The following is an 11,987-nucleotide window of genomic DNA, read 5'->3' as shown; positions in this document are numbered from 1 at the left end:
TCCGCATGAACCCGTCTCGCCTCTTCATCGAGCGCCCGGTAGCCACGGCGCTACTGATGCTGGCCATCCTGCTGTCCGGGCTGGTGGCCTACCGGCTGCTGCCGCTGTCAGCGCTGCCCGAGGTGGACTACCCCACCATCCAGGTCACCACGCTCTACCCGGGCGCCAGCCCGGATGTGATGACCTCCTCGATCACCGCACCGCTGGAGCGCCAGTTCGGGCAGATGCCTGGGCTCAAGCAGATGTCCTCGTCCTCCTCGGGCGGGGCTTCGGTGATCACGCTTCAGTTCGAGCTGACGCTGCCGCTGGATGTGGCCGAGCAGGAGGTGCAGGCGGCCATCAATGCCGGCAGCAACCTGCTGCCGTCCGACCTGCCGATGCCGCCGGTCTACAGCAAGGTCAACCCGGCCGATGCGCCGATCATGACCATCGCGATGACCTCGGATACCCTGCCGCTGCCCAAGCTGCAGGACATGGTGGACACGCGCGTGGCGGCCAAGATCTCGCAGATCCAGGGCGTGGGCCTGGTCACCATCAGCGGCGGCCAGCGCCCCGCGGTGCGCATCCAGGCCAACCCGACGGCGCTGGCGTCGCTCGGCATGTCGATCGACGACCTGCGCACCGCCATCGGCGCGGCCAACGTGAACGGCGCCAAGGGCAGCTTCGATGGCCCGGCGCGCGCCTCCACCATCGACGCCAACGACCAGTTGCGTTCGGCCGACGAGTACAAGCAGATCATCATCGCCTACCAGAACGGCGCGCCAATCCGCATCACCGACGTGGCCGAGATCGTCGACGGCCCCGAGAACAGCCGCCTGGCCGCCTGGGCCAACGGCAACCCCGCCATCGTCCTGAACATCCAGCGCCAGCCGGGCGCCAACGTGATCGAGGTGGTGGACCGCATCAAGACGCTGCTGCCGCAACTGCAGAACGCGCTGCCGGCCTCGGTCCACGTGCAGTTGATGACCGACCGCACCACCACCATCCGCGCGTCGGTGCGCGACGTGGAATTCGAACTGTTCCTGGCCATCGCGCTGGTGGTGATGGTCATCTTCGTGTTCCTGCGCAATGTCTCGGCCACGGTGATTCCCGGCGTGGCCGTGCCGCTGTCGCTGGTGGGCACGTTCGGGGTGATGTACCTGTCCGGCTTCTCGATCAACAACCTGACGCTGATGGCACTGACCATCGCCACGGGCTTCGTGGTGGACGACGCCATCGTCATGATCGAGAACATCATGCGCTACATCGAGGAAGGCGATTCCCCGAGGGAAGCCGCACTCAAGGGTTCGAAGCAGATCGGCTTCACCATCATCTCGCTGACGTTCTCGCTGGTGGCCGTGCTGATCCCGCTGCTGTTCATGGGCGACGTGGTCGGGCGCCTGTTCCGCGAGTTCGCCATCACGCTGGCGGTGTCGATCCTGATCTCGGCAGTGGTCTCGCTGACGCTCACGCCGATGATGTGCGCGCGCCTGCTGCGCCATGTACCCGAGGAACAGCAGTCGCGCTTCCACAAGACTACCGGACGCTTCTTCGACAACGTGATCCACCGCTACGGCGTCGCGCTCGAATGGGTGCTGAACCGCCAGAAGGCCACGCTGGTGGTGGCCGTCGCCACGCTGGTGCTGACCGTGCTGCTGTACCTGCTGGTGCCCAAGGGCTTCTTCCCGGTGCAGGACACCGGGCTGATCCAGGGCATCACCGAAGCCGCGCAGACCACATCGTTCCAGGCCATGGGCCTCAAGCAGCAGGCTGCAGCCAAGGTGGTGGCGGAAGACCCGGCGGTGGCCAGCGTGTCGTCCTTCATTGGCGTGGACGGCTCCAACACCACGCTCAACGCCGGGCGCATGCTGATCAACCTCAAGCCCAAGGGCGAGCGCGACCCGATCGACGTGGTCTCGCAGCGGCTGCAGCACGCGGTGGAAAAGCTCGGCGGCATCTCGCTGTACACGCAGCCGGTGCAGGACCTGACCATCGAGGACCGTGTGGCGCGCACGCAGTACCAGTTCACGGTGGAAGACCCCGATCCGCAGAACCTCGCCACCTGGGTGCCGCGGCTCGTCGAGCGCCTGCGCCAGGAGCCCGAGCTGCGCGACGTGGCGAGCGACCAGCAGAACAACGGCCTGCGCGCCTACGTGGACATCGACCGGGACGCGGCCGCGCGCTTCGGCATTACCACCGCGGTGATCGACAGCGCGCTGTACAGCGCCTTCGGCCAGCGGCTGGTGTCGACCATCTTCACGCAGTCGAGCCAGTACCGGGTGGTGCTGGAAACCATGCCAGAATTCCGCAAGGACCCGCAGTCGCTCGCCGAGCTGCGCCTGCCCTCCTCGTCCGGCGGACAGGTGCCGCTGGGCGCGTTCGCGCGCATCACCGAACGCACCGGCCCGCTGGTGGTCAACCACCAGGGCCAGTTCCCGGCCTCCACCATCTCGTTCAACCTGGCGCCGGGCGAATCGCTGGGCGCCGCGGTCGACAAGATCACCAGGGTGGAACAGGAACTGGGCTTGCCGATTTCGATGCAGACCCAGTTCCAGGGTGCCGCGCTGGCGTTCCGCGCGTCGCTGTCCAACACGCTGTGGCTGATCCTGGCGGCAGTGGTGACGATGTACATCGTGCTGGGCGTGCTGTATGAAAGCACGATCCACCCGGTGACCATCCTGTCCACGCTGCCGTCGGCAGGCGTCGGCGCGCTGCTGGCGCTGCTGCTCGCCGATCAGGACCTGGGCATCATCGCCATCATCGGCATCATCCTGCTGATCGGCATCGTCAAGAAGAACGCGATCATGATGATCGACTTCGCGCTCGAGGCTGAGCGCGAAGGCGGCATGTCCCCGCGCGAGGCCATCTTCCAGGCCTGCCTGCTGCGTTTCCGCCCGATCCTGATGACCACCATGGCCGCCCTGCTCGCGGCGCTGCCGATGATGCTAGGCACCGGCATCGGCTCGGAACTGCGCCGCCCGCTGGGCGTGACCATGGTCGGCGGCCTGCTGGTAAGCCAGGTGCTGACGCTATTCACCACGCCGGTGATCTACCTGGCCTTCGACCGCGTGGCCCATCGCCTCAAGGACTGGCGCAAGCGCCGCTTCGGCGACCCCGAAGAAGGCGGCACGGACGAAGGCGATCCGTCGGCAGCGGGGCCGCGATGAACCTGTCAGCCACGTTCATCCACCGGCCGGTCGCGACGGCGCTGCTCACCATCGGCATCCTGCTGGCGGGGCTGGCGGCGTTGCGCCTGCTGCCGGTGTCGCCGCTGCCGCAGGTGGACTTCCCGACCATCTCGGTATCGGCTTCGCTGCCGGGCGCGAGCCCCGAAACCATGGCCGCCACCGTGGCCACGCCGCTGGAGCGTGCGCTGGGCACCATCGCCGGCGTGACGGAAATCACGTCCAGCAGTTCGCTCGGTTCGACCCGCGTGACGCTGCAGTTCGACCTGTCGCGCAATATCGACGGCGCCGCGCGCGACGTGCAGGCGGCCATCAACGCCTCGCGCGCCACGCTGCCGACCAGCCTGCCGAACAACCCCACCTACCGCAAGGTGAACCCGGCCGACGCGCCGATCATGATCATCGCGCTGACGTCGCCGACCATGACGCGCGGCCAGCTGTACGACGCGGCGTCGACCATCCTCGCGCAGAAGCTGTCGCAGGTGGAGGGCGTGGGCCAGGTGACGATCGGCGGCGCGTCATTGCCGGCGGTGCGCGTGGAGCTGAACCCGACCGCGCTGAACAAGTACGGCATCTCGCTGGAAGACGTACGCAATACCATCAGCGCCACCAACGCCAACCGGCCGCTGGGCACGCTGGAGAACCGCACGAACAACTGGCAGGTCTACGCCAACGACCAGGCGATGAAGGCGAGCGACTACATGCCGCTCATCGTCCGCTACGCCACGCCGGGCACCTTCTCGTCGGCCTCGGCCGGCGCGCTGATCGCCAGCACCGCCAACGCCACCGCCATGGGCGGCGTGAGCACCAAGGTGGTCAACGGCGTGACCGTGACCACGATCACCACCAGCAGCGGCACGACCACTGTCACCAGCAGCGCCACCGGCGGCAACAATGCCACGACCGGGCCCAACTCGTTCTCCGTGCCGGTGCGCCTGCAGGACGTGGCCAGTGTGATCGATTCGGTGCAGGACATCCGCAACGCGGGCTCCGCCAACGGCAAGCCGTCCGTGCTGCTGGTGCTCAACCGCTCGCCCGGCGCCAACATCATCGAGACCGTCGACCGCGTGCGCGATATGCTGCCGACGCTGCAGAAGATGATCCCCGCGGCCATCTCGATGGACGTGATGATGGACCGCACCCCGACCATCCGCGCGTCGCTGCGCGAGGTGGAGCACACGCTGATGATCTCGGTGGCGCTGGTGATCATGGTGGTATTCCTGTTCCTGCGCAATGTGCGCGCGACGTTCATCCCGAGCGTGGCGGTGCCGGTGTCGCTGATCGGCACGTTCTCGGTGATGTACCTGGCCGGCTTCTCGCTGAACAACCTGTCGCTGATGGCGCTGACCATTGCCACGGGCTTCGTGGTGGACGATGCCATCGTCGTGCTCGAAAACATCTCGCGCCATATCGAGGAAGGCATGAAGCCGCTCGCCGCCGCGCTGCGCGGCGCGCGCGAGGTCGGCTTCACGGTGCTGTCGATGAGCCTGTCGCTGATCGCGGTGTTCATTCCGCTGCTGATGATGGGCGGCATCGTCGGGCGGCTGTTCCAGGAGTTCGCGATCACGCTGTCGGTGGCCATCCTGGTGTCGCTCGTGGTGTCGCTGACCACCACGCCGATGATGTGCGCGCGCCTGCTGCGCCCGGCCGTGCCCGAGGCAGAGCAGGGCCGCTTCTTCCGCGCCAGCGAGCATGTCTTCCGCTGGCTGCACGACGGCTATGCGCGCACGCTGGCCGTGGCGCTGCGCTACAGCGCGGTGGTGTGGGTGATCCTGCTGGCCACGGTGGCGCTCAATGTCTGGCTGTATGTGATCGTGCCCAAGGGCTTCTTCCCGCAGCAGGACACGGGCCGCCTGATCGGCTTCATCCGCGCCGACCAGGCCACCTCGTTCCAGGCCATGCGCCCCAAGCTGGACAACTTCATCAAGATCGTCCAGTCCGATCCGGCCGTGGAGAACGTGACCGGCTTCACCGGCGGTTCGCAGCGCAACACCGGGCAGATGTTCGTCACGCTCAAGCCGCTGTCGCAGCGCAAGGAAAGCGCCGACGCCATCATTGCGCGGCTGCGCGTCAAGCTGGCCAAGGAGCCCGGCGCCAGCCTGTTCCTGCAGCCCGTGCAGGACATCCGCGTCGGCGGCCGGCAGAGCAGTTCGCAATACCAGTTCACGCTGCAGTCCGACGACCTGCAGGTGCTGCGCGACTGGGAGCCGAAGGTGCGCGCGGCGATTTCCAACATCAAGGGCATTGAGGACGTCGATACCGACACCAACGACAAGGGCCTGCAGACCTCGGTCATCATCGACCGCGACGCGGCATCGCGCCTCGGCGTGACCGCTCAGCAGGTCGATGCCGTGCTCAACGACGCCTTCGGCCAGCGCCTGGTATCGACCATCTACAATCCGCTCAACCAGTACCGCGTGGTGATGGAGCTGAGCGAGGAATACCTGCAGGGTCCGCAAGCGCTGCGCGATATCTACGTGGTCACGGGCAACGGGCGACGCGTGCCGCTGTCGGCCTTCGCCACGGTGATGCCGAGCAGCACGCCGCTGGGCGTGAACCACCAGGGCCAGTTCGCCGCGTCGACAATCTCGTTCAACCTTGCGGAAGGGTTCTCGCTGTCGCAGGCCACCGATGCGATCAGGCGCGCCATGGCCCAGATCGGCGCGCCCGAAACGCTGCAGGCCAACTTCCAGGGCGGCGCCAAGGCGTTCCAGGACTCGCTCAAGAGCCAGCCGATCCTGATCCTGGCGGCCATCATCACGATCTACATCGTGCTGGGCGTGCTGTACGAGAGCTATGTGCACCCGCTGACCATCCTGTCCACGCTGCCGTCGGCAGGCGTCGGCGCGCTGCTGGCGCTGCTGGCCTTCAAGACGGAGTTCAGCATCATCGCGCTGATCGGCGTGATCCTGCTGATCGGCATCGTGAAGAAAAACGCGATCATGATGATCGACTTCGCCATCGATGCCGAGCGGCGCGAAGGCCTGTCGCCGCGCGACGCCATCCACCGCGCGTGCCTGCTGCGCTTCCGCCCGATCATGATGACCACCATGGCGGCGCTGCTGGGCGCGGTGCCGCTGGCCATCGGCCACGGCGACGGTGCCGAGCTGCGCGCGCCGCTGGGCATCTCGATCGTGGGCGGGCTGGTGGTGAGCCAGTTGCTGACCCTGTACACCACGCCGGTGGTCTACCTGACGCTGGACCGCTGGCGCCTGAAAGTGAAGGCCTGGCGCGAACGCCGCCGCGGCGGCCCGCGCGGCTCCGCGCCGGCTGCCGGCACCGAATCATGAAGACGATGATGAACTCCCTCTCCCGCCTCCTCACCCTGGGCGCACCCGTGCCGCTGGCCTGCGCGCTGCTGCTGGCCGGCTGCGCCGTCGGCCCCGACTACCAGCGGCCCGATGCGCCCGCCTCGCCCGCGTTCAAGGAGGCCCCGGCCGACGCCGAAGCCTGGACTGGCGAATGGAAGACCGCCGAGCCGCAGGATGCCCAGGCCCGGCCACAGTGGTGGCAGGTATTCGGCGACAGCGAGCTCGACGCGCTGATGTCGCAGGTGCAGATATCCAACCAGAACATCAAGGCCGCCGAGGCGCAGTACCGGCAGGCACTGGCCTCGCTGCAAGCCGCACGGGCCGGATTCTTCCCGAACGTCGATGCGCAGGCCGGCGTGTCGCGTGCGCGCGGCACCAGCGGCAACACGCTCAACGGCCAGAGCGCGACGCTGGGCGCAACCTGGGAACTCGACGTCTGGGGCCGCGTGCGGCGCCAGGTGGAAAGCAGCGAAGCCAGTGCGCAGGCCAGCCAGGCGGATCTTGCCTCGACCCTGCTGTCCACGCAGGCGACGCTCGCGCAGAGCTACTTCCTGCTGCGCATTGCCGACGCGCAGAAGGCGCTGCTGGACCGCACCGTGGCCGACTACGCCAAGTCGCTGCAGTTGGTGCAGAACCAGTACAAGGCCGGTACGGCGCAGCGTTCCGACGTTTTGCAGTCCGAGTCGCAGCTCAAGAGCGCGCAGGCGCAGCAGCTCGATATCCAGATCACACGTGCGCAGCTCGAGCATGCGATCGCCGTGCTGGTCGGCAAGCCGCCTTCGGAACTGACACTCGGCCAGGCCGATTTCGCCACGACGCCGCCGCGCGTGCCGGTGGCCGTGCCTTCGCAACTGCTGGAACGCCGCCCGGACATCGGCGCGGCGGAGCGCCGCATGGCGGCGGCCAATGCGCAGATCGGCGTGGCGCAGGCCGCGTACTACCCGACGCTGTCGCTGTCGGCCAGTGGCGGCCTGACCGCAAGCACGCTGGCGCGCTGGATGTCGCTGCCCGACCGTATCTGGTCGCTAGGCGCGGGGCTGGCCGGCACGTTGTTTGATGGGGGCCTGCGTAGTGCCGCCAAGGCGCAGGCTGTGGCCGCGTACGACCAGACCGTGGCCAACTACCGGCAGACCGTGCTGGGGGCATTCCAGGAAGTCGAAGACAATCTCGCCGCGCAGCGGTTGCTCGAACAGGAAGCGGTTGTGCAGGACGATGCGGTGCGTGCGGCGCGCGATGCGCTGGCGCTTGTCAACAACCGCTACCGGGCTGGTACGGCCAGCTTGCTTGATGTGCTGGTCGCACAGACTACGGCTTATACCGCTGAGCGGACGGCGCTGACGCTGATGGGACGGCAGTACACGACTAGCGTGGTGTTGATCAAGGCCTTGGGGGGTGGGTGGCATCAGGAAGAGCCGGGATTGGGGGCGGCGCCGGCGGCTACGGTTGGGCAGAGGTAGATGTGTTTGGTGAGGTGTCGTGCTTGACGAGTGCTGCTGTTTCGCCGGCGTAGCCGGCGACCTACTTTTACCCGAGCGGTAAAAGTAGGCGAAAACGCGTTTTCGTGGTTGACGAACGGCTTGATGAGGTGAAGACGGTCCAGGGCATAACCAGACTGCCTGCCGCGTAGATGATTAGGATGGGACAGGGCGTACGAACGAACCCGGATTACGGAGTGGTCCCTCCTAACTGCGGTATCGCGGGGACGCCTACGGCTGCGCTGCGCGCGGGTCGCAGTCCGGGTGTTTGGGCCGGGGCAATGCTTGCCCGCAAATCCTCTCCCGTAACCAGCGCGCGGCCTTGCCGGGCGGACGCTGCTTATGCCAGACCAGTTCCAGCGCGACCGGCCAGTCCTGCTCCTGGAACGCCAACGGCGGCGACACAAGCTGCGCGGCCGCGGGGGAATTGGCCACCACGTGCCACGGCACGAATGCCCACCCGAGCCCTCGCTTGACCAGTTCAACAATCACCCACTGGCTTTCGACCCACCAGACGTCGGACGCCACGCGCAGCCGCATCTTCTCCTCGCTGTCGGTGCGGGTCGCGACCATGAGCTGGCGGTAGCGCTTGAGTTCCTCCCAGTCGACACGCTGGCCGCCCGCCAGAGGATGATCCGGCGCGCACAGGATCTTCATCGGCACCCAGCCCAGTGCGTGGAAACCCAGCGCCGGCGGCAGGATCTCCTGCCGCCACATGATGCCGAGGTCCGCGCTGCCTTCGAGCACCAGCCGGCTGACGTCCTCCATCAGCGGGAACAGTAGCTCCAGCTCCACCGCAGGGAAACGGCCCGAGAATTCCTCCAGAAGCATGCCGAGCGTCTCTTCGGGATAGAGCTCGTCCACGGCCAGGACCAGACGAGTCTCCACGCCCTCGCCCAGGCTCATGGCCACGCCCCTGAAATGCTCGCAGCGCTCCAGGATCACGCGTGCCTCAACCAGCAGCCGTTCACCGGCTGGCGTCAGCACGGGATAGCGGCCGGAACGGTCGAACAGCGCGTTGCCGATGTCGATCTCGAGATTAGCCACCGCCGCGCTGATCACCGACTGGGCCTTGCCCAGCCGGCGCGCGGCGGCGGAAAAAGAGCCGGTTTCGGCTGCTGCGGCGAACGCCTGCAACTGATCGAGGGAAAGGGACATGGTGGCACGCGCGAACGATGTATCGATTTTAGCGATACTACCTAACTTGGCATTCCCCGCAAAGCAGATAGACTCCGTGCCATTGCACTGTCTGCAGGAGAGCCCCATGCGCAACACCCGTGACCGGATCCGCCACGCCATTGGCTTTGAAGCCATCGGTCTGCTGGCCTTCGCGCCGCTTGCCAGCGTGGTGTTCGGCTACGCGCTGCACCAGATGGGACTGATCGGTGCCGTGGCCTCGCTGATCGCGGCGGGCTGGAACTACGTCTACAACCTGATCTTCGACAAGGCCATGCTGCGGTTCACCGGGCAGCTGCGCAAATCGGTCTTCGTGCGCGTGCTGCACGCCATCCTGTTCGAGCTTGGCCTGCTGGTGGTGTTCCTGCCGTCGGTGGCCTGGTACCTCGACATCAGCCTGCTCGACGCACTGATCATGGACATTGCCGTGGCCGGCTTCTACATGGTCTACGCACTCATCTACAACTGGCTGTACGACATCGTCTTCCCGGTGCCGTCGCTCAAGGCCGACAAGCGCGAGAGCAGCGCCGCGCTGGGCTGATCTCCTGCCCGCGCAAGCGGGTATTTCCCGAGCTCTGGCGCCCAGCGCGGGCGGGTTATGCTAATAGTCGAAAACGGCTACTGGAAGCTGCTCACATGAGCTCTGATTCGTCGGACGCCCCCGCCGGCATAACGAAAGGCACGCGTGCCGCGGAAGCACGGCGCAAACCCCGCGACCCGCTGGCCCCCGATCCGGGGCCGCCAAGTACAGGGGCCGAAGGCGGCTTCGACCCGCATGTGCCGGATATCGACTACGGCGTGCTCGACAGCCTGGTCGGCTACGCGATCCGCCGCGCGCAGATCCGCATCTACGAGGACTTCGTCGCATCGCTTGCGCAATGGCAGATCACGCCGCCACGCTTCTCGGCGCTGGTGATCATCTCTCGCAACCCGAAACTCAAGCTCACCGACCTGGCACGCATCCTTGGCATCGCGCGCTCGGGGGCGGTATTGCTGGTCGATGCCCTGGAAGAGATGAACCTGGTTGCGCGCCGCCCCGCCGCCGAGGATCGCCGCGCCTACAGCCTGGTGCTGACGCCTACCGGCAAGCGCACGCTCGAGGCTGCGAAGCAGGCCGTCATCGCGCATGACGCGCACGTGGCCTCGGCGCTGACCGAGCAGGAACAAGCCACGCTCAAGTCGCTGCTGGGACGCCTGGCGCCGCCACGCGCGGAGTGATCGCACGCTGGGGGCATGTCATCCGGCGGCCACCGGCCATGCGTTAACATGGCCGCCATGCCAAGAAGAATCACCCTGTTTTGCGCGGCCGCCGCCCTGCTGCTCGCCGCCGCCCAGCCACCGGCCCTGGCCCGCCCGGCCAAGGCTGCCAGAACTTCCGCCAGCGCGCGGGCCGATACCGCGCTGGTTCGCGCCGGATTGCCGGCCCAGGTTGCCACGGCGCTGCAGCGCGCGCACGTGCCGGCCAGCGCCGCCAGCTTCTATGTCGTCCGGATCGGTGCGCCGACCGCGCGCGCCAGTTGGAACGCGCAGCAGCCGATGAACCCGGCGTCGACCATGAAGCTGGTCACCACCTTTGCGGGCCTGCAACTGCTCGGCCCCGACTACCGCTGGCAGACCTCGCTCTACGCCGACAGCCAGCCGGACGGCTACGGCACGGTCAACGGCAACGTCTACCTGCGCGGACGCGGCGACCCGAAGCTGGTGCCCGAGGAAATGGCCAAGCTCGTGGCCAGCGCGCGCGCGGCCGGCGCCACCACCATCAACGGCGACCTGGTGCTCGACCGCAGCTACTTCGCCGACGGCCTGAACGGCAACGGCACCATCGACGGCGAGGTGCAGCGCGCGTACAACGTCGGCCCCGACGCGCTGCTGTACGCGTTCAAGACGCTGTCGTTCACGCTGACGCCCGACGACGCCAGCCAGTCCGTGGCGGTCTCGGTCACGCCCGCGCTCGCGCAGCTGCGCCTGGACAATCGCCTGACGCTGACCAACGGCCGCTGCGGCGACTGGCAGTCGAGTGCCATACCGACCGTGGCGCCACAGGCGGACGGCACCGTGCTGGCGTCGTTCTCGGGCGCCTATTCGAGCGACTGCGGCGAGCACGTGCTCAATATCGCCGCGCTGTCGCACAGCGAATTCACGTGGGGCGGTTTCGTCGCCGAGTGGCAGGCCGCGGGCGGGCGCTTCACGCACCTGCCGGCGCTGCGCAGCGGCACCGTCCCGCGCGGCGCGGTACTGCTGGCCCGGCACTACGGCCAGCCGCTGGGCGAGATCGTGCGCGACATCAACAAGTACTCGAACAATGTGATGGCGCGCCAGCTGTTCCTGACCATCGGCGCGGAAATGGATCGCAGCGGGCCTGCGAGCCCCGCGCGCTCCACCCGCGTGGTGCAGCGCTGGCTGAGCCGCCAGGGCCTGGACATGCCAGGACTGGTGCTCGACAACGGCTCGGGCCTGTCGCGCGAGGAACGCATCAGCGCCTACGACATGGCGCGGCTGCTCCAGCAGGCGGCGGCCAGCGATGTGGGCCCGACGCTGGTCGATTCGCTGCCGATCCTGGGCGTGGATGGCACCCTGCGCAACCGGCTCACGCGCGCCAACGCCGCCGGCAACGCCTACCTGAAGACCGGCACGCTGCAGGACGTACGCGCATTGGCCGGCTACGTGGACGCGCTCAACGGCGACCGCTACGTGGTGGTGAGCTTCATCAACCACTCCAATGCCTCGCAAGCGCAGGAAGCCCATGATGCGCTGATGCAGTGGGTGTATCGCGGAGCACCCTGAAGCCCGGGCTGCGGCCTGCCACGCAAGCCTGTGTGACGGCCGGCGTTGGGGCTGGCCAACGCCGGGCCTGATTTTAT

At 67.4% G+C, this 11,987-nt stretch carries 7 protein-coding genes; 6 read left to right on the top strand and 1 reads right to left on the bottom strand.

The window, feature by feature from the left end:
- Window positions 1–5 precede the first annotated feature (5 nt).
- From LDO29_RS00385 to LDO29_RS00375, 3 genes are read left to right on the top strand one after another with little or no spacing between them, the layout of a single operon-like run.
- The gene (locus LDO29_RS00385) at window positions 6–3,146 is read left to right on the top strand and encodes an MdtB/MuxB family multidrug efflux RND transporter permease subunit (RefSeq protein WP_224077818.1); all 3,141 of its coding nucleotides are present in this window, start codon (window positions 6–8) and stop codon (window positions 3,144–3,146) included.
- Complete coding sequence (locus LDO29_RS00380; protein WP_224077817.1) at window positions 3,143–6,454, top strand: efflux RND transporter permease subunit; 3,312 nt, start codon at window positions 3,143–3,145, stop codon at window positions 6,452–6,454. Before LDO29_RS00385 ends, LDO29_RS00380 begins: the two co-directional genes overlap by 4 nt.
- 8 nt (window positions 6,455–6,462) lie before the next feature.
- Window positions 6,463–7,932 carry an efflux transporter outer membrane subunit gene (locus LDO29_RS00375; protein WP_224077816.1) on the top strand — a complete coding sequence of 490 codons (1,470 nt, stop codon included), beginning with the start codon at window positions 6,463–6,465 and terminating at the stop codon, window positions 7,930–7,932.
- 249 nt (window positions 7,933–8,181) lie between these two features.
- On the opposite strand, the gene LDO29_RS00370 is transcribed toward LDO29_RS00375, so the two are convergent.
- The gene (locus LDO29_RS00370) at window positions 8,182–9,108 is read right to left on the bottom strand and encodes a LysR family transcriptional regulator (RefSeq protein ID WP_224077815.1); all 927 of its coding nucleotides are present in this window, start codon (window positions 9,106–9,108) and stop codon (window positions 8,182–8,184) included.
- A 106-nt stretch (window positions 9,109–9,214) separates the two neighbouring features.
- On the opposite strand from LDO29_RS00370, the gene LDO29_RS00365 reads away from it, so the two are divergent.
- The 3 genes from LDO29_RS00365 (at window position 9,215) to dacB (ending at window position 11,910) form a co-directional block, all read left to right on the top strand.
- On the top strand, window positions 9,215–9,667 hold the full coding sequence (locus LDO29_RS00365) for a PACE efflux transporter (RefSeq protein WP_224077814.1): 453 nt from the start codon (window positions 9,215–9,217) through the stop codon (window positions 9,665–9,667).
- Window positions 9,668–9,762: 95 nt separating this feature from the next.
- The gene (locus LDO29_RS00360) at window positions 9,763–10,344 is read left to right on the top strand and encodes a MarR family winged helix-turn-helix transcriptional regulator (protein WP_224077813.1); all 582 of its coding nucleotides are present in this window, start codon (window positions 9,763–9,765) and stop codon (window positions 10,342–10,344) included.
- Between the two features lie 48 nt (window positions 10,345–10,392).
- Window positions 10,393–11,910 carry a D-alanyl-D-alanine carboxypeptidase/D-alanyl-D-alanine endopeptidase gene (gene dacB / locus LDO29_RS00355; RefSeq protein ID WP_224077812.1) on the top strand — a complete coding sequence of 506 codons (1,518 nt, stop codon included), beginning with the start codon at window positions 10,393–10,395 and terminating at the stop codon, window positions 11,908–11,910.
- The last annotated feature ends 77 nt before the right edge of the window (window positions 11,911–11,987 follow it).

Origin of the sequence: Cupriavidus laharis (assembly GCF_914271435.1) — a bacterium.
Lineage (GTDB): Bacteria > Pseudomonadota > Gammaproteobacteria > Burkholderiales > Burkholderiaceae > Cupriavidus > Cupriavidus laharis.
Note: the sequence above shows the minus strand (reverse complement) of the source record. Positions and strands in the feature narration are given on the sequence as shown.

Excerpts from the sequence above, each read along its gene's own strand:
- LDO29_RS00385 (WP_224077818.1), top strand. The coding sequence starts at position 6 with ATGAACCCGTCTCGCCTCTTCATCGAGCGCCCGGTAGCCACGGCGCTA.
- LDO29_RS00380 (WP_224077817.1), top strand. The coding sequence starts at position 3,143 with ATGAACCTGTCAGCCACGTTCATCCACCGGCCGGTCGCGACGGCGCTG.
- LDO29_RS00375 (WP_224077816.1), top strand. The coding sequence starts at position 6,463 with ATGAACTCCCTCTCCCGCCTCCTCACCCTGGGCGCACCCGTGCCGCTG.
- LDO29_RS00370 (WP_224077815.1), bottom strand. The coding sequence starts at position 9,108 with ATGTCCCTTTCCCTCGATCAGTTGCAGGCGTTCGCCGCAGCAGCCGAA.
- LDO29_RS00365 (WP_224077814.1), top strand. The coding sequence starts at position 9,215 with ATGCGCAACACCCGTGACCGGATCCGCCACGCCATTGGCTTTGAAGCC.
- LDO29_RS00360 (WP_224077813.1), top strand. The coding sequence starts at position 9,763 with ATGAGCTCTGATTCGTCGGACGCCCCCGCCGGCATAACGAAAGGCACG.
- dacB (WP_224077812.1), top strand. The coding sequence starts at position 10,393 with ATGGCCGCCATGCCAAGAAGAATCACCCTGTTTTGCGCGGCCGCCGCC.